We start from the raw sequence: 16931 nt of genomic DNA, 5'->3' as shown, positions 1-16931 counted from the left end.
AACTTACAGCTTCGCTTTTGCCGTGCTGCTGTGTTTTGCTAGCCGCAACTCCGTCAGGGAAAGCCCGCCATGCCCTACCCCATCGAACAGAAACTCGTCGTCGGCGTTGCCTCCAGCGCCCTGTTCGACCTGACCGTCTCCGACGACATTTATCAAACCGACGGTGTGGAAGCCTACCGCCTGCATCAGGAAGCCAACCTCGACGTGCCCTTCCCCAAGGGCGTGGCCTTCCCCTTCATCCGCCGCTTCCTGAGCATCAACAAGGCCTTCCCTGAGCAACTGCCAGTGGAAGTGGTGCTGCTCTCGCGCAACTCACCCGAGACCGGGCTGCGGGTGTTTCGCTCGATCGATCACTATGGGCTCGACATCACTCGCGCAGCCTTCATGTCCGGCCGCTCCCCTTACGAGTACATTCCCGCTTTCAACGCCTCGCTGTTCCTCAGCGCCCACGAAGGCGATGTGCAGCGCGCCATCGACGCCGACTACCCCGCAGGCCTGGTGCTGCCGAGCAAAATCTACGATGACGAGATCGACACCGAGCTGCGGGTGGCCTTCGACTTCGACGGGGTGATTGCCGATGACGAGGCCGAAAGCGTATACAAGCAGCGCCAGGACCTGAATGAGTTCCAGGCCCACGAGCATGCGCACAAAGCCATCCCGCACCAGCCGGGGCCGTTGGCGGACCTGTATCGCAAGCTTTCGCTGATTCGCCAGCTTGAAGATCGCAAGCTGGCGCAAGACCCCGAGTACAAGCGCATTCTGCGCATTGCCATCGTCACGGCGCGCAATGCGCCCTCGCATGAACGGGTGGTGACGACGCTGAAGAACTGGGGGGTATCGCCGGATGAGTCGTTCTTTCTGGGCGGGATGGAGAAAGACCGGGTGCTGTCGATTCTCAAACCGCATATGTTCTTTGATGACCAGCGTACGCACCTGACTTCGGCGGCGGGGGATCTGCCGATGGTACATGTGCCGTTTGGGGTGGCGAACCGGCAAACGGCCTCGCGACACTCAACCGCCGAGCCGGTGGCCAGTGAACCTGCCAACATTATCCCTGTGGCTCCCAATCAGGATAAGTAACGATAATACCATTAGCCATCAAAGAAGCTGCCTGAATAGATACAAGACATAACACACTATCAACCTGAAACCGGGTAATACCAAGCATATATTCCGAAGGCCAAACCCACGATCCCAATTACAAAGCCGCCGACTGTATAGGCACGCTGCCTGCGGTTAATAGCATCATGGATCTGCAAAAGTTCTTTAAAGTGATTGGTCAAAGGATGCAGTACATCGGAATTACCTCCTAGCTCCCTGCGTAGCCGCTCAAGAGACAGCCGGGTATTGCCCGGGAGCCCTTCAAAGGGCTCCTCAGCGCGGTACTCAACCATGTACGCCTCAAGCAGACCCCGGTGGGGTTTTAACCTGTCTTTTCCTTCTCGACCAACAATCACATTTCGAAGAAGCTTTTTCACCTCCTGAAATGCGTCCTGCTTGGTAATATTGCACAGCTCTGCAATGTCGCAAACTTCGGCCCATACGGGTTGGCTTTCGTCAAGGGCACCCATCAAGTCAGTCCGAAACCTACGACGTCTACATAAGAACTCGAGCTCATCAATCAGACGACATACGCCCCATACAAAAACCATGGCAATAACAAAAACAAATCCACTTAAAATCTTATCCAAAACACTCAATTTAAATCCCTTTTATCTACCAATCCTTAGTTCACTCTTTTACTCTACCAATTCAACGACGTGCACCGCCTTCACGCCGCCTTGTCCAGCCCCGTCAGCGCCTGATCGATCTTCTCCCACAGCGCCCGCTGATCATCCACCCGGATCATCTGCCGCAACAACCGCTGCTCCTTGGCCAGTAGCGCGCCCAGGTTCACCCCAGGCTGAATGCTAAGCATGGCGCGATTGACCGTGTCACGGCTCTCCATGAGGATGCGGAATTCATCATCGGTGAAGTGCTCTTCGCTGTAGACGAAGTAGCTGACGGCGCGGAATTTCTCGAAATCGTTGTAGCGTTTCACCACCGCTTCCACCTGGGCGCGGGCCAGTGTGTGGTGCCGGCGCCAGTGGTTCTCGACCTGGTTGCGCACAACATCGGCGTACTGCTTGTCGATGCCCAGGTTCGCCTCGATGCGGTCTGAGCGCGTGGCGTTCTCCTCCATCTTGGTGAGCGCTTCACGAATATCGGTGATCAGCTTGGCTGCGGTGGCCTGGTAGACAGGGTCGGCGGCGTTGGCCTGCTGCTGCGCAGCCATCTTGTCGAAGAGTTTTTTACCCAACGCCTCGTCGCCGATGATGCTTTTGACCTTGCTCGGGTCCTTGGCGACCCGGGCCATGATTTTCACTTCCTCGTCGGTGAAGCGTTCCTCGGTGTAGAGCTTGACCAGGTTATTGCGCACGTCCGACAGCTGGAAATGCTCCGCTACCACCGCCTTGACCTTGTCGCGGGGGACGTTGGTGAAGCTGATGCCCGACTTAAGGCCCTGGGTCATCGTTTCGATGCTGCGCTCGCGGATGGTTTCAAAGGGGAACAGGCGGGCGATCTGGTCTTCGCGGCTTTCTTTGCAGCCGGCCAGGCCCGTGAGCAACACCAGCGAAAGGGCGAGTTTGTAGAACAATTGCATGGCAGGGGTTCGCTTACAGTCAGGCAGGAGGGACGGCCATTGCACATGGCCGTGAGCTGCAGCGGCGCAGCCGGGGCGGTTACTGGTTCCAGCCGTTGCCGATCTGGGCGTTGGCCTTTGGCTGAGCCTCGACGGTCAGCGGCTGCTGGCAGTGCTTGCACAGCACGGCGGCCTGCAGCACGGTTTCTGCACAGTAGGGGCAGGTTTTCATTGGCTGCGCGGCGTGCGCTTGGTGGGTGGCGTGGCTGGCGTCGCGGCTCATGACGGCGGCGCAGAGCACTGCGAGGGGGCCGAAGAGGCAGCCGAGGATGAACCAGCCGAAGCCGCTACGGTTTTTGCTGGCGGCGATCATTGCGCAGATGATGCCCATCAGCAGCCAGATAAACAGCACGAAACCCATCACTTCAATCCTTATACGGTGGAACGGTCCAGTGACGATCTGGCGTGGGTCGCAAGGCGGATCGATAGCGCCAGAAAGATGGCAGCATTGTGCCACCACTGGGCGGTTGGATCCAGTATCGAAGCGGGATTGGCGTTCTGACGCGGACTGTGCGGGTACGGGTTTACCGGGACGCCGGACCGCCGCGAACCAGGGCAAAGCCATGGTCATGCACCGCGGTGGTCTTTTCGCGAATGAACCCGTTCCCAAAGGGGCAGGCTATATTTCCAACCTGCCAGCGCAGGATGGAAGGCAGGAAATCAGCGTGGGCCGCCGCCGTGGCCGCCCATGCCGAAGCCGCCGTGACCGCCGCCATGACCACCACCGCCACCGCCGCCACCTGGGGGCATGAACATCCAGCAACCGGACAAAATGGATACCAAAGCCGCGACGAGGGCTGCGCGGGCTACATGCTTCAACTTCATCAAAACGCTCCAAAAGGCAAGATCTGCTGCCGGCCTGAGGCCAGGCCGGGCAGCGCGCGGATTCTAGATGCGCAGCCAGCTGGCCTGTGGGAGCTTTTCCAACTCTTTACAATCGAGGACCTCAGTCGAACGCTCCATTCACGACCTCGTAAATAATCCCGGTTGCCACGGCGACGAGGATCAGATCAACCCCGGCCTGCATCCACTCATAGCCGTCATAGTGAGGCAGCTGCCCTAGCAGGCGGCCATCGAGCTTCTTGGCGATACCCGGCGGTAGCGGCTTGCCCCGCGCCAGGTTTTTCTGAATGCCGGGTGGCAACGCCGGGCCGGGGCTCCAATAGCTGCGGTGGCCACCGAGGATGCCGAGCACATCCCCCCGGTCGATCGACGGCCCGCCATGCCAATCCGCACCGCCAGAACCAGGCTTCTTGCCGCCCGCGTTGCCTTGCCCGTGGCCGTGCTGGGCTTGCCCCTTGCCTTGCCCCTGCCCTTTGTCATTGCCTTTGCCGTTACCCGGGTCGGCGTAGGCAGTGCCAGACGCCGCTATCAAGGCAGCGGACGTTATTGCCGCAATCAACGCTTTGATCTTGGCCATTCGGGCATCCCTTGCGATTGAGGAGGTACGTTAAAATGTAGACGACTTGGACCCCATCGGGTGCGGTCTACAGCGTGGTCGGCCTGCCGTGCCGGTCCAGTTCGAACACCTTGGTGCGCCGCAAGCAGTCGCGCAACCATCGCGTCGCCGGGCCCAGCCCGCGCTGCTGGTGCCAGAGCAGGTCCACGCCCACCAGCCAATCGGTGTGCGGGTAAGCCTCCAGTTGCAGCTCGATCAGCTCGCCCGAGTCCAGCTCCCGCTGGATCAGCTGCCGCGGCAGCGTCGCCCAACCCAGGCCGCCGCGCACCATCTCCATCAAAGCCAGGTAACTCTCGGCCTGCCACACCTGCGCCGCGCGCAGGTATTCGCTGCTGGGCAGCTTTTGCGCGTGGCCGAAGAACGCCAGGCGGCGGTGGGCATGCAGGTCGGCGAAAGGGCAGGTTTGCAACTGCGCCAGCGGATGGGTGGCGTGGCACACGTGGGCCATGATCAGTTTGCCCAGTTGCTGGAAGGCCAATGTCGGCGGGTAACCCGGCTGGGAAAAGGCGATGCCCAGGTCGGCCTCACCTTTATCGACCATCTCGCTCACATCGCCATGCACGGGGTGGCGAATCAGCAGGTCAACAAAGGGAAACGCTTCGTCGAAGGCCTTGAGCGCCGGCACCAGCGAGCCGTACGGCACCTCGATGGCCAGCGTGAGCGCCGGCTCCGCCTGTTCTGCCAGGCTGTCGGCACTGCCCTCCAGGGCATAGCAGCGCTCAAGGATGCCCTCGGCCCGCAATAGCAGTTTATGGCCAGCAGCGGTCAATGCCGGGATGCGGCTGGTGCGGTCGAACAATTCCACGCCCAGGTCGGTTTCCAGGTTGCTGATCGCCGCGCTAACCGTCGACTGGGTGCGCCCTAGCCGCCTGGCCGCAGCCGAAAACGACCCCGCCTGTACCGCAGCGATGAACACCTGCAATTGCTCGAGCGAAAAGCGCATCAGCGACCCCTCATTGTGACGTGACCCATCGATGCTAACGATGGTTACTCATTTGTTCCATCGTTTGTTTCGCAGGACTATCAACCTCGACAACGCTGGCAGCTGCCCTTGCCTCCCTGCGCTGCGTGTCACTCCAGGCGCCGAAAACAACGAAAAGGGCCGCACCTACAGGAGATTCACGCCATGAGCCCACACAAGGTCCACGCGGTGGACGCAGTACTACCGCTACGGCAATTGTTCACCTTTGGCCTGCAGCACGTGCTGGTGATGTATGCCGGCGCCGTGGCGGTGCCGCTGATCCTCGGCAGCGCGCTAGGTTTGACCCCGGCGCAGGTCGTCACGCTGATCAATGCCAATCTGTTCACCTCCGGCATCGCCACGCTGATTCAGACCCTCGGCTTCTGGCGCTTCGGCGCGCGACTGCCGTTGATCCAGGGCTGCTCGTTCATCGCACTGGCGCCAATGATCATGATCGGCAAGCAGTTCGGCCTGCAGGAGGTGTTTGGCGCCGTGATCGCGGCCGGGGCCATCACCATTGCCATCGCGCCATTGTTCAGCCGCCTGCTGCGCTTCTTCCCGCCGGTGGTGATCGGCAGCCTGATCACCATCATCGGCATCTCGCTGATGCCGGCCGCGGCCATCTGGCTGGGCGGCGGCAACCCGGACGCGCCGGACTTCGGCAAGCCCGCCAACCTGCTGCTGGGCATGGCGACGGTAGCCATCACGCTAGTGGTGTACGCACGCTTTTCCGGCTTTATCGGCAACCTCAGCGTGCTGATCGGCCTGGTGTGCGGCAGCTTGCTGGCGGCGGCGTTTGGCATGACGCACTTCGGCAACGTCGCCCAGGCCGCGTGGTTTGAACTCAGCCCGCCGATGGCCTTCGGTGTGCCGCAGTTTTCCAGCGTGCCGATCCTGATCATGCTGCTGGCGATGCTGGTGATCATGGCCGAGACGACGGGCAACTGCCTGGCCATCGGCAAACTGGTCGGCAAGCCCACCGACCAGGCCACACTCGGTAACGCCTTCCGCGCGGACGGCTTTTCGACGATGCTCGGCGGGCTGTTCAACAGCTTCCCGTACAACGCCTTCACCCAGAACACAGGGCTGATAGCCCTTTCCAACGTCAAGAGCCGCTTCGTGGTGGCTGCCGCCGGCGCGATCATGGTGCTGATGGGCCTGTTCCCGAAACTGGGTGCACTGATTGCCGCGGTGCCCACCCCGGTGCTGGGCGGCTGCGCCATCGTCATGTTCGGCATGACCACCGTAGCGGGCATTCAGGAGCTGTCGCGCGTGCCCTTCGAAGGCACCCGCAACGGCATCATCGTCGCCGTGTCGGTCAGCATCGGCGTACTGCCCATGGCCTTCCCCGCCGTGTTCCATCAACTGAGCGGCCCACTCAGGCTGGTGCTGGAAAGCGGCATCTTCCTCGGTGCGATCGCCGCCATCACGCTCAACCTGCTGCTCAACAACGACAAGGCCACTGCCAACGCCGCCGCCGATGCCGGCGTGGCCAAGTGACCCGTTTTGCTGCGCGCCCAACGGCGCGCTTACAACCTGCCTGACCCAAGGAGCCATCATGACCACAGCCAACCCACCTGCCGCCAGCGGCGTAACCGCCCAGGATCTCGACCTGCTGCGCCAGTCGATTCGCCTGTCGGAGCAGGCCCGCGAGCGCGGGCGCCACCCCTTCGCCGCCATCGTCGCCGATGCCAGTGGCCGTGTGATCGCCAGCGCGGGCAACAACTCCATGCCGCCCGAAGGCGACCCCACTCAGCACGCCGAACTGGTCGCCGCCGCCTTGGCCGCCAAAGTGTTGCCGCCGCAAGCGCTGGCCGAATGCACCCTCTATACCAGCGCCGAACCGTGCTGCATGTGCGCCGGCGCCGTGTACTGGACCGGCATCGGCCGTGTGGTATACGCGCTGTCGGAGCACACGTTGCTGGGGTTGACCGGAGCGCACCCGGAGAACCCGACGTTTTCCCTGCCCTGCCGCGAGGTATTCGCCCGTGGTCAGCGGGATATACACGTGCACGGCCCGCTGTTGGAGGACGAGGCAGCCACGGCACATCGCGGGTTCTGGAAATGAAAGGCGGGGTATCGATCCACGTGGTCGATATCGCCAGTGGGCGTGTGGCGCAGGGGATGGCCGTGAGTATTGGTGCGGTTGGAGAAGCGCCTATCCTCGAAGGTTACGTGGATGAGCGCGGGCTGTTGCCGCTGCTGGATGGGCTCAGCGAACGGTTTGGCGTTGGCGTTTACGAAGTGCGGCTTCAAGTGGCGGCATTTTATCGGGCGCGCGGCAGTTCACTGCCCGACACACCCTTTCTGGACGAATTGATTTACCGCTTTGGCATAGGCGCTACCAGGGAGCACTATCATTTGCCATTCAAGGTCACGGCGTGGGGTGTGAGTTGCTTCCGTGGCGGGGCTTGATAAACGTCACCTAATGCTGGCAACTGCCGGAGCGCCCTTTCGCGACACGAAAGGGCGCTCCGGCAGTGGGTCTCATTGCCTACGAGGCTCCTGATATTCATAAGGCTGCTCCACGCTTTGCCTACCCTCGTCTGCTACATCGTCACCCTCTTTCCAATCCCCGCCCTCTTCCTCGTTCATGAGTGGGTCATCATCAGGATCAGGCACCGTGGGGCGGTCTGGGTTAACGGCCGGGTCAGGCGAAGCGGGCATGGCGCGGTTGCTTCCACCTTGTGCGCTTTGCTCGATGTTCATGGTTGCATCCCTCGAAAATAGCGTATTGCTCAGCGAGGTTTCGGATGTTCGCTGGAGACCGAGTTGTTGGCATCCACATCGCGCATCTCCTGATCTACCGGCGATTGGTCGTCGGCGGGCAGCGGCACTTCACCTTCTTGGCTCGAGCGCTGCTGCATTTTGTCTTCCTGCGTGAAAGCGGTGCCGTTATCCCGTTCGACCTGGGCATCCTGACCCGACCCGGGGTTGCCAGGTGGCGGGTTCCAGTCTTCGGGCCGATTTTCGGACCATTTCTCACCAGCGCCTTGCTTGGGTTCGGACTCGGCATGCTCAAGCCCCGAGCCGTGGGCTGCACCGGTATCGGGTGCGTTTTCGGCGGGGCCTGGGTAGGGCGCATCGGGGCCGTTGTGATCGATTGCCATGATCGTTCTCCAGTTACGCTTGGGGTTCAGGGGCTTCGGGCTTCACTCGGCGCCAGGCGGGATACCGTCCTTGTTCCTGTCCTTGAGCCTGGCCTTCTCCTCTTCCGTAGAATGCGCCGGTACCTGGCTTTGTTTGGGTTCGTCTTTTGGCTCAGTCATGGTGCTGCCCTCAGGGTGATGTTCGTTAGGCACACCTGCAGTTGGGCAGTTCAAGCGAGATTGCCCAGCGTGCCAACCTCATCCATGAAGTCTTCGAGATACGCCTGGAGCCTTGCATGACGTAGAGCCGCGAGCCGCGCTCCTTCGCCGGTCTGGAACCCTGACGCAAGCTTCAGCAGCTTGGTATGGAAGTGCTCAATCGCGAACCGTTTGTCCTGATACGCCCTGCCCTGCGCGTCGGGGTTGGTGAAATCGTACAGCGACGAGCCCATGCGCCCGGCCACGTAGAAGCACCGTGCGATCCCCACCGCCCCAATCGCGTCGAGGCGGTCGCTGTCTTGCAGAATCCTGGCCTCCAGCGTCAGGGGCTCGAATCCAGCCGAGTAGCTGTGGGTTTTGACTGCATGCGCGACCTGTTCGATGCGCGGCGTGGGCCAGCCCATGTTCGCCAAAATTGAAGCGGCCTTTTCTGCCGACAGCGTCGACGCCTGCCCACGCATCGGCGAGTTCTTTTCCACTGCAACGCAATCGTGCAGCACAGTGGCTGCGAGCAGCACTTCAAGGTCGCCGCCTTCTACCCGCTGGATTCGCTGCGCGTTGACCCACACGCGATGGATGTGCGACAGGTCGTGGGAGCCGTCCTTTTGCTCTGTGGGCAGGTGCTTCAGCAGGTCAGCGGCGAGGGGCTGGAGAGGGGCGAAGGCTTCTGTCTTCATCTGGAGGCATTCCATCAGAGGGACTTCATGGCCGCATCAAAGGCTCGATGCCGATCCACTTCTTCACGGGGTGGTAGCAGAGTTCGAGGGGTGGGATCGGCAGTTTCTGGCCTTGGACCTCCAGACTGCCCAGTTGAATGGTCCACTTGGAATCGGCAGCGAACTTGTCTGTCTGGAAAATAACGTAGGTGGAGCCGTAGCGTTTGTTGTTGGTGATACTGGGGATGTTGCGCTGCACTTCGTCGCTGTTGATGTCGTAGGGCGATGGGCGTGCGGAAGGCGCGTACATGACCGGAAAGTCGTAGGTTTCGTTGATGCCCAGGTAAAGCTCGGGCCGCGCGTTCAGGCGGGCGCCGTCTTCGAAGGTGATGTAGGCCTGGCGGCTGTCGTAGACGATCGGGATGGGTGGCTCGCCACGGCCGGACTTGGTTGAAGGGCGTTGGCGGTCTTTGTTGTAGGCGATGAGCTGGATGTAGAACTCCGCGCGTGGGTACTTTTCGCCGGGGTATGCGACGTACAGGGCTTGCTCGAAGGGCTTTTCGCCCCATTGAGCGGCGTGGTCGTAGAGGTACGTTTCCAGGTAGAGGGTGGTTTCCCCTTTTGGGCCGGGGACTTTGAACTGGAATTCGGATTGGCACAGGTCTGCGTATGCGGGGCGCTCGCGCTTCCAGGGGACGCAGGCGGCGAGCGTGGCGGCTACCAGTAACAGGGTGAGCGATTGGATGCATTTCAAGTGGGGCATGACCTTCCTTGTTCATTCAGAGCTTTTGACAGGTAGCAACGGAGCAGTTGCGGATTTCGTTTATTTGAATTATTTTATTTATATAAAACGAAATGGAGCCCTATGTGAAAGCACCCGTCCAGTTCATCCTTGACCAGCATGAGTCCCCGGTGTTCGCAGTGCTGCCGTATGCGGAGTATATGCGACTGATCGCCAACCAGAACGACGCACACGCGATGGCCCCTGCGCTTTCTTTGCTCAGTGAGGACGGCCGCCACATCCGGCTACCCCATGGTGGGCCTGACGCCCAGCTGGACATCGTCGAATTGCTGCTGGTGCTCAAAGCCAGAGGCATCACCGACCTTGCGATCAACCAGCGCGCCCAAACGCTGCAGAAGTTCCCTGACGACCAAGCCGACACCCTTGACCCCATCATCAGGCGTGAATTGCTCGGCCAGGACTCGCCCTACAAGAACACCATGCAAGCAGTGACCGAGGTGATTGATGCCTTGGTCGAGACGGGCATTTTCAGCCGGACGAAAAAGTCCTACCCCTGCTTCTACCGCCCTGTGAACGCCTTGGTGGTGGACCAGGAAAAAGCCTCCCGCTTCGTGCAGGCCCACACCTGAAGCCCGACCGCAAGGGCGTGCTGCATTTTCAAGCTGGTCAATCGCCGGAGGGGGCCTGAGGCCCTCCCGGTTTCGCGCTTGCGCGCTCATAAATCAAGGAGCTACCCCATGCAGCACATCACTCACGTCGACAACACGCTTTGGGCATTGATCAGCCGCTTGCACGGCCAGGAGCTGCAAACGCCCTTGAACAGCAGTAACACTCGCTTCCGGATCACCGGCGTTAGTAGCGACAGCGTTACCATCCAGACCGGCGTGCGAGACACCCAGCTTACCCTGACGCGAACGGCTTTCCAGCAAACCTTGGACTACCTTTCCGAGCATCGACACTTCGGCCAGGCGCACGCCGTGGAGATCCGCTCCAAGCAGCAGTCCGATGACGCAGGGCCGCTGTGCCAAGCGGCGCGCCGCAAGCCGGATGGCAAGCTGGGCACTGTGGTCATCACCTACATCCTGCCGATTCTGGAGCAATGCCATGCGGTCGGCATTCAGCGTGTCTCGACGCCGACCAGCACCTGGCTGTTGCCCTGAACCCACCCCGCTATCCAGGCACCGGGCAAAGCTGGCGGCGCCGATCAGCGCACTTCGATGTTTGCCAAGCCCAGCACCTGGGCTTGGGCCAGGATTTCTTCTGGGGTCGCATCGGCAGGCGGCATGACCAGGCTGTTCTCGCCATCGCCAAAGTGCAACACCATCAGGTGCAACGCGGCCTCGTGAAGGGCAAGCCTGGGCTGCTTGAGTTCGAACGTGTGGGTGGAGGACTTGCCATTGAGGTCATAACGTACGGTGTAGGGATGCATGAGCGACTCCTGAGCGTATAGGACCCATTACCTGACCCAGCGGACAGATAAAGATTCAAACCCGGTGCAGTTCCATAGCTTGCGAGACGAACGCCGAACCTGGCCACAACGACTCTGGCGCACCGACATGCTGGAAGCCACGCGATTGATAGAGACGCATGGCCGGGCTGTCTGCGAGGGTTACGCCCAAGCAGACACGCTGCGCGCCGCGGCTTACAGCCCAGGCGATGGCTTGGTCGAGCAGAGCGCTGCCGGCGCCTGTTCCGCGGGCCGCTCGGCCCCCCCCGAAGGGTCGCATCAGCTGCACAGCTGACTGTTATTGGTCGGCGCATTTGCAACCTTGGCAGCAATTAGCTCAAGATCTGCTGCTACTCGAATTGGAGAACCTCTCCAAGTACGCCGACCAGATACAGGCCGCACTGGGTCAGGTATAAGTTCGGGCGCCGCACTCTCCTGCGGCGCATCTACCCTTCCATGCAATCCTGGAGCACATCAATCAGCTGCTGCTCCGCCAGCCTGAAAGCGCTAGGGCTTGGATAGCTGCGTTATCATGCCGGCCCGCTACGCGCCTTTGCGCATGCGGATCGCCTATGAGCAGGCGCAAGCTCAAATCAACAAGGATGGCTTTCATGCTCAAAAAATTCATGTACGTCACTGTGATCGTTGCAACGACTAGCTCTCTATCGGCATGCGCTGACGACGTGAAAGAGCCAAAGTGCTCGGATCTTAAGCGCAACGACACTGAAATGCTTAAGAAGCAGGAGGCTAAGTATCCTGAGCTGATGCGTCAGCTACGGGATAAGTGCCCCAACCAAGGCACTGGGGGCTTCGTGCCCAGCACCGCAACGAAAGGACTCATCAGGTAACAGATCCATTCGGGCCTCATCAGCCTTGACAGCGCTTATGGGCCCTCATTCGCAGGCCATCCTGTGCGTCTCGGCATGTGCGTGCGCCTGCAGGATGGCAGCGAGCAGGCCCTGAGGGAGGCCCGCGCTCTTGGCCTCATCGATAGCCTTGGCCACTGCGACATCCAGCTCGTTGGTTTCAGCTACCACATCCCCCGGGAGCGGCAAGACGTGGCGAAGTCGGTCACGTTGCTCATACGGGCCTCGCTCAGGGCATAGCTATCAGGCGAATGGGTCCGCGGGCTTGGCGATCGAGCGCACAAACCACATGAAGCCCTGCTGCAGGTTGGTCTTGGCCAAGGCCAGGGTGCGCTGGTCAACGCCTGCGATGTGACCAATCTGCTTGAACAGTTCGCCGACGTCGGCCTCCAGAGCCTTGATCGAGTTCATACCATCGATTTCGCTCTGGGTGAGGTCGCGGTATCCGGTGATCTTCTTGTGCTGGTTGTCCATGGGTGATCCTCTGAGAGTCGCGCCACGGAGTGGCCTATTTGATTTTGTGGTGCGGAAACATATGCTGGTCCGCTCGATGCGGCTGCTTGGACGCAGCTACCGCTGAAATACAAGGAACGACATGACACGGCTCACCAAGCTTCGAATCCTGCTCACACTGGGCGCCATCATTGGAATCGCACCTCTAACCTGGTCCTTTCTCGGGGCTACTCTCTTTCTCGCGGTGGCGCTCCCTAAAGCCCCAGAGTTCGTAATACCTGTATTCCTGATCTCTGTTGTAGGACTGTGGGGATGCTGGAAGGCGTACGCCGCAGCCATGGCTAGGCATCCGGCTCCCAACGACAGACGAGTAGTCATTGCAGTTGTCATTGCGCTCGTCTGGGGGCTGATCTGGTTAAGCGTTTGGGCCTTCGCCACCGAATGGGAGTGGTATTCAAATTGGCTGTTGCTTTTCCCAATGCCTGGAGTGACAGCGCTAATCATGCTTTACGTCACGCACCGGAGGACCCTTGGTTTCAGCGTGCCCGTAAGTGCGATGCCCGATTAAGCGCACATCCACGTTGCGCCACGAAACGGGGCACCTCGATGTTGTGGCGCACCTATTTGCTCTTGCTGCGCTGGATCTGCGCATCGACCTGGTCAGCGCAGGTGTCGAGCAGGTTGATGGCCCGATCCTTCAGCGCCCAGAGGTCGCCATTGAGCCGCAGGTCTTCATCATCGTCCACCCGCTCGCAGGGGACCATCTCAGGGGGTTCTAGTCTTACCGCTGTTGTCTTTACCGTCACCGGCTGAGGCTTTGCCGCGCAGGCCGTCAGGAAGAGGCTGAGCAGCCCAGATGCCACATTCACCCCGACGGCGCTACCGGCCAAGTTTGGCGGCAGGCAAGAAAACTCTGAGGTCAAAAACCGGGTAGGCCAATGACTACTCCGGGGCATAGATAGGCCAGATGATAAATGCTGCAAACAAGGTGTCGAGCACTGACTCGCGCGGACCGGTGCTGACGATTTTGTAGAGGTGAATTGGATGAGGAAAAAGGCAAAGTCACTCGAAAATTCACTATGCCCGGAAACAACAAAGCCACCCGAAGGTGGCTAAGTCGTTGAAATATATGGTCGGGACGGAGTGATTCGAACACTCGACCCCTTGCACCCCATGCAAGTGCGCTACCGGGCTGCGCTACGCCCCGACTGGGCTTTGAAGCTTGTTCTCAATCTTGCCAAGAACGTTGAAGAATGTACCCTAACCTTTTGATAAATGAAAGCTTTTTTTCAAAAAATTCCACTCATCGAAAAGCCTTACTTCTTCAACACCACCAGCACATCCTCCAACTCGACAATCATCTGCCGAATCAACTGCTTGTACTGGCTTGACTCATCCTTCACCTCATCACTGGAGAGCCTTAACCGCGCCCCACCAATGGTGAACCCCTGATCATAAAGCAGCGCGCGAATCTGGCGGATCATCAGCACGTCTTGCCGCTGGTAATACCGCCGATTGCCCCGCCGCTTCACAGGGTTCAACTGCGGGAACTCCTGCTCCCAGTACCGCAGCACGTGTGGCTTTACGGCACACAGCTCGCTGACTTCACCGATGGTGAAGTAGCGCTTGCCCGGTATGGGGGGCAGTTCGTCGTTATGGCTTGGTTCCAGCATAGGCCTCAACCCGGGCCTTCAACTTCTGCCCTGGACGAAAGGTGACGACGCGGCGAGCGGTGATCGGGATCTCTTCCCCGGTTTTGGGGTTGCGGCCCGGCCGCTGGCGTTTGTCGCGAAGGTCGAAGTTGCCGAAACCGGACAACTTGACCTGCTCGTTCTCTTCAAGTGCGTGCCGAATTTCTTCAAAAAACAGCTCGACCAGCTCCTTGGCCTCACGCTTGTTAAGCCCCAGCTCCTCGTACAGCCTTTCGGCCATCTCAGCTTTCGTCAGAGCACCCATGCCGTTATTTCCTTAACGTGGTGTTCAACCTTTGTTCGAGCGAGGTGAGGATGTTTTGCAGGGTAGTGTTCACCTCATCGTCGTTAAGAGTGCGCGATGGATGCTGCCAGGTCAAGCCGACGGCCAGGCTTTTTCTATCAGGATCAATGCCTTTACCCTGGTAGACGTCAAACAGCCTGAGGTCTGTAAGCCATTCGCCTGCATTGTCACGAATTACTTCAAGCACCGCGTTAGAAGCCACATCACGGCCTGCGATCAACGCCAGGTCACGGCGGGTTTCCGGGAACTTGGAGAGTTCGCTGAATTTCGGCAGGCGGCCTTCGACCACATCACCGAGCACCAGCTCGAAGACGAACACCGGGCGGTCCAGGTCCAGGGCCTTCGCGACTTCTGGGTGGAGAGCGCCGAGATAGCCGACATCCTTGCCGTCGCGCTGGATGACAGCGGTCTGGCCTGGGTGCAGGGCCGGGTGTTTGCCGGCGGCGAAGGTGAAGTCGCTCAGGGCGCCGGAATAGCCCAGCAGGGCTTCCACGTCTGCTTTAACGTCGAAGAAGTCGATGCTGTCGCGACCGTTCGCCCAGCCTTCTGGCAGGCGGCTGCCAGTGACAACGCCGGCGATCATTGGCTGCTGCTGCAGGTCGCCGAGCTGGCCGACGAAGCGCAGGCCGCTTTCGAACAGGCGCACGCGGTCTTGCTGGCGGTTGAGGTTGTGCTGCAGGGCTTTGATCAGGCCCGGCCACAGCGAGGCGCGCATGGCGGCCATGTCGCTGGAGATCGGGTTGGCCAGCAGCAGCGGCTCTACCCCTGGGCTGAACAGTTCGAACAGTTTCGGGTCGATGAAGCTGTAGGTGATGGCTTCCTGGTAGCCGCGGGCGACCAGCAGGCGGCGCAGGTTGGGCAGCTCACCGCGGGTTTCTGGCTTGGCCGTTGGCGCAAGGCGGGCCTGCGGGTAGCGGACCGGCAGGCTGTTGTAGCCGTACAGGCGGGCCAGCTCTTCGATCAGGTCGACTTCCAGGCTGATGTCGAAGCGGTGGCTTGGGACGTTGACGGTCCACTGCCCTGCCCCATTGGCCGTGGTGGTCAGCTCCAGGGCGTTGAGCATTTGCTCGACCTGGGCGGCGTCCAGCTCCATGCCGAGCATCTGGGTGATGCGTTCGGCGCGCAGAGTCACCGGAGCGACGTGCGGCAGGTGCTGCTGGCTGACCGCTTCGATGACCGGGCCGGCTTCGCCGCCGACGATCTCCAGCAGCAGCGCGGTGGCGCGCTCCATGGCTTCGCGGGCCAGTTGCGAGTCGACGCCGCGCTCGTAGCGGTGCGAGGCATCGGTGTGCAGGCCGTAGGAACGGGCCTTGCCGGCGACGGCGATTGGTTCGAAGAAGGCGCTTTCGAGGAACAGGTCGCGGGTTTTTTCGGTGTTGACGCCGCTGTGCTCGCCACCCATCACGCCGGCAATGGCCAGGGCGCGGGTGTGGTCGGCAATGACCAGGGTGTCGACACGCAGGGCTACTTCCTGGCCGTCGAGCAGGACGAGTTTCTCGCCCTCTTCGGCCATGCGCACGCGGATGCCGCCGTTGATTTCGGCGAGGTCGAAGGCGTGCATCGGCTGGCCGAGCTCGAGCATCACGTAGTTGGTGATGTCGACGGCGGCGTCGATGCTGCGCACGTCGCTGCGGCGCAGGCGTTCTACCATCCACAGCGGGGTCGGCTTGCTGAGGTCGACGTTGCGGATGACGCGGCCCAGGTAACGCGGGCACACGGCCGGCGCAGAGACTTCGACCGGGCGCACTTCGTCGTGGGCAGCCGGCACGGCTGGGACCATCGGGCGGGTGACCGGGACGTTGTACAGGGCGCTGACATCACGGGCCAGGCCGGCCAGCGAAAGGCAGTCACCGCGGTTCGGGGTCAGGCCGATCTCGATGCTGGCGTCGTCCAGGCTCAGGTACTGGCGGATGTCTTCGCCCACCGGGGCGTCGGCGGCGAGTTCGAGCAGGCCGTCATTTTCTTCGCTGATCTGCAGTTCAGCCGCCGAACACAGCATGCCGAAAGACTCGACGCCGCGCAGTTTGGCCTTCTTGATCTTGAAGTCGCCCGGCAGTTCGGCACCGATCATGGCGAATGGGATCTTGATGCCCGGGCGCGCATTGGGGGCGCCGCACACGACCTGGAAGGTTTCCTGGCCGCTGCTGACCTGGCAGACGCGCAATTTGTCGGCGTCCGGGTGTTGTTCGGTGGCGAGGATTTCGCCCACGACGATGCCGCTGAACTGGCCGGCAGCGGGGGTTACGCTGTCGACTTCGAGGCCGGCCATGGACAGGCGGGCGACCAGTTCGTCACGGGAGACTTGCGGGTTTACCCAACCGCGCAGCCACTGTTCACTGAATTTCATGCTGTTCTCCTAGA

The 16931-nt window shown here is 60.8% G+C and carries 23 protein-coding genes and 1 tRNA gene; 6 read left to right on the top strand and 18 right to left on the bottom strand.

Annotation, left to right across the window (positions count from 1 at the left end; translation table 11 throughout):
• Positions 1-69: 69 nt before the first annotated feature.
• Positions 70-1080, top strand: coding sequence for a 5'-nucleotidase (locus ACIPIJ_RS08150; protein WP_401074741.1), 1011 nt, complete (start codon positions 70-72; stop codon positions 1078-1080).
• Between the two features lie 59 nt (positions 1081-1139).
• Here the strand turns inward: ACIPIJ_RS08150 and ACIPIJ_RS08145 are convergent, their stop codons facing one another.
• The 6 genes from ACIPIJ_RS08145 to ACIPIJ_RS08120 form a co-directional block, all read right to left on the bottom strand.
• Entirely contained in the window at positions 1140-1700 is a 561-nt protein-coding gene (locus ACIPIJ_RS08145; protein WP_401074739.1) for a hypothetical protein, read from the bottom strand.
• Positions 1701-1771: 71 nt separating this feature from the next.
• Positions 1772-2644, bottom strand: a complete 873-nt coding sequence (locus ACIPIJ_RS08140) for a hypothetical protein (RefSeq protein WP_401074737.1) — start codon at positions 2642-2644, stop codon at positions 1772-1774.
• A gap of 79 nt (positions 2645-2723) precedes the next feature.
• Positions 2724-3254, bottom strand: a complete 531-nt coding sequence (locus tag ACIPIJ_RS08135) for a hypothetical protein (protein ID WP_401074735.1) — start codon at positions 3252-3254, stop codon at positions 2724-2726.
• A gap of 89 nt (positions 3255-3343) precedes the next feature.
• The gene (locus ACIPIJ_RS08130) at positions 3344-3508 is read right to left on the bottom strand and encodes a hypothetical protein (RefSeq protein WP_401074733.1); all 165 of its coding nucleotides are present in this window, start codon (positions 3506-3508) and stop codon (positions 3344-3346) included.
• 121 nt (positions 3509-3629) lie between these two features.
• Positions 3630-4103: an anti-virulence regulator CigR family protein gene (locus ACIPIJ_RS08125; RefSeq protein ID WP_401074731.1), complete on the bottom strand. Its 474-nt coding sequence runs from the start codon at positions 4101-4103 to the stop codon at positions 3630-3632.
• Between the two features lie 67 nt (positions 4104-4170).
• Entirely contained in the window at positions 4171-5085 is a 915-nt protein-coding gene (locus ACIPIJ_RS08120) for a LysR family transcriptional regulator (protein ID WP_401074729.1), read from the bottom strand.
• Positions 5086-5268: 183 nt separating this feature from the next.
• Between ACIPIJ_RS08120 and ACIPIJ_RS08115 the strand changes: the two genes are divergently transcribed.
• The 3 genes from ACIPIJ_RS08115 to ACIPIJ_RS08105 are packed head-to-tail and all read left to right on the top strand — an operon-like array spanning position 5269 to position 7518.
• On the top strand, positions 5269-6603 hold the full coding sequence (locus ACIPIJ_RS08115) for a nucleobase:cation symporter-2 family protein (RefSeq protein WP_401074726.1): 1335 nt from the start codon (positions 5269-5271) through the stop codon (positions 6601-6603).
• Positions 6604-6661: 58 nt separating this feature from the next.
• Positions 6662-7171 carry a nucleoside deaminase gene (locus ACIPIJ_RS08110; RefSeq protein WP_401074724.1) on the top strand — a complete coding sequence of 170 codons (510 nt, stop codon included), beginning with the start codon at positions 6662-6664 and terminating at the stop codon, positions 7169-7171.
• Positions 7168-7518 carry a hydroxyisourate hydrolase gene (locus ACIPIJ_RS08105; RefSeq protein ID WP_401074722.1) on the top strand — a complete coding sequence of 117 codons (351 nt, stop codon included), beginning with the start codon at positions 7168-7170 and terminating at the stop codon, positions 7516-7518. The genes ACIPIJ_RS08110 and ACIPIJ_RS08105 overlap by 4 nt, the downstream gene beginning before the upstream one ends.
• A 72-nt stretch (positions 7519-7590) precedes the next feature.
• Here the strand turns inward: ACIPIJ_RS08105 and ACIPIJ_RS08100 are convergent, their stop codons facing one another.
• From ACIPIJ_RS08100 to ACIPIJ_RS08085, 4 genes are all read right to left on the bottom strand, one after another.
• Positions 7591-7812: a hypothetical protein gene (locus ACIPIJ_RS08100; RefSeq protein WP_401074719.1), complete on the bottom strand. Its 222-nt coding sequence runs from the start codon at positions 7810-7812 to the stop codon at positions 7591-7593.
• A 29-nt stretch (positions 7813-7841) separates the two neighbouring features.
• Positions 7842-8213: a hypothetical protein gene (locus tag ACIPIJ_RS08095; RefSeq protein WP_401074716.1), complete on the bottom strand. Its 372-nt coding sequence runs from the start codon at positions 8211-8213 to the stop codon at positions 7842-7844.
• Between the two features lie 209 nt (positions 8214-8422).
• On the bottom strand, positions 8423-9088 hold the full coding sequence (locus ACIPIJ_RS08090) for an HD domain-containing protein (protein ID WP_401074713.1): 666 nt from the start codon (positions 9086-9088) through the stop codon (positions 8423-8425).
• A gap of 25 nt (positions 9089-9113) precedes the next feature.
• Positions 9114-9830: a hypothetical protein gene (locus ACIPIJ_RS08085; RefSeq protein ID WP_401074711.1), complete on the bottom strand. Its 717-nt coding sequence runs from the start codon at positions 9828-9830 to the stop codon at positions 9114-9116.
• 104 nt (positions 9831-9934) lie between these two features.
• Here ACIPIJ_RS08085 and ACIPIJ_RS08080 point away from each other — a divergent pair, with 104 nt between their 5' ends.
• Positions 9935-10438: a hypothetical protein gene (locus tag ACIPIJ_RS08080; RefSeq protein ID WP_401074709.1), complete on the top strand. Its 504-nt coding sequence runs from the start codon at positions 9935-9937 to the stop codon at positions 10436-10438.
• A gap of 108 nt (positions 10439-10546) precedes the next feature.
• Positions 10547-10969 (top strand): hypothetical protein, encoded by a 423-nt coding sequence (locus ACIPIJ_RS08075; RefSeq protein ID WP_401074707.1) that lies wholly within the window; start codon positions 10547-10549, stop codon positions 10967-10969.
• Positions 10970-11013: 44 nt separating this feature from the next.
• Here ACIPIJ_RS08075 and ACIPIJ_RS08070 read toward each other — a convergent pair whose 3' ends face one another.
• The 8 genes from ACIPIJ_RS08070 to pheT form a co-directional block, all read right to left on the bottom strand.
• A complete protein-coding gene (locus ACIPIJ_RS08070) occupies positions 11014-11238 on the bottom strand; it encodes a hypothetical protein (protein ID WP_401074705.1) in 225 nt (74 codons plus the stop codon).
• Between the two features lie 55 nt (positions 11239-11293).
• Complete coding sequence (locus ACIPIJ_RS08065) at positions 11294-11536, bottom strand: GNAT family N-acetyltransferase (protein WP_401074702.1); 243 nt, start codon at positions 11534-11536, stop codon at positions 11294-11296.
• Positions 11537-12365: 829 nt separating this feature from the next.
• Positions 12366-12596: a hypothetical protein gene (locus ACIPIJ_RS08060; RefSeq protein WP_401074699.1), complete on the bottom strand. Its 231-nt coding sequence runs from the start codon at positions 12594-12596 to the stop codon at positions 12366-12368.
• 599 nt (positions 12597-13195) lie between these two features.
• Positions 13196-13339 carry a hypothetical protein gene (locus ACIPIJ_RS08055; RefSeq protein ID WP_210668946.1) on the bottom strand — a complete coding sequence of 48 codons (144 nt, stop codon included), beginning with the start codon at positions 13337-13339 and terminating at the stop codon, positions 13196-13198.
• A gap of 366 nt (positions 13340-13705) precedes the next feature.
• A tRNA-Pro gene (locus ACIPIJ_RS08050) sits at positions 13706-13782 on the bottom strand.
• Positions 13783-13891: 109 nt separating this feature from the next.
• Complete coding sequence (locus ACIPIJ_RS08045; protein ID WP_008100384.1) at positions 13892-14248, bottom strand: MerR family transcriptional regulator; 357 nt, start codon at positions 14246-14248, stop codon at positions 13892-13894.
• Positions 14229-14531: an integration host factor subunit alpha gene (gene ihfA / locus ACIPIJ_RS08040; protein WP_003250679.1), complete on the bottom strand. Its 303-nt coding sequence runs from the start codon at positions 14529-14531 to the stop codon at positions 14229-14231. Before ihfA ends, ACIPIJ_RS08045 begins: the two co-directional genes overlap by 20 nt.
• Positions 14532-14535: 4 nt before the next feature.
• Positions 14536-16917, bottom strand: a complete 2382-nt coding sequence (gene pheT, locus ACIPIJ_RS08035) for a phenylalanine--tRNA ligase subunit beta (protein WP_401074696.1) — start codon at positions 16915-16917, stop codon at positions 14536-14538.
• Between the last annotated feature and the right edge of the window lie 14 nt (positions 16918-16931).

Origin of the sequence: Pseudomonas sp. NPDC087185 (genome assembly GCF_044744955.1) — a bacterium.
In the GTDB taxonomy this organism is placed as follows: domain Bacteria; phylum Pseudomonadota; class Gammaproteobacteria; order Pseudomonadales; family Pseudomonadaceae; genus Aquipseudomonas.
This window is presented reverse-complemented; position numbering and strand designations above follow the sequence as displayed.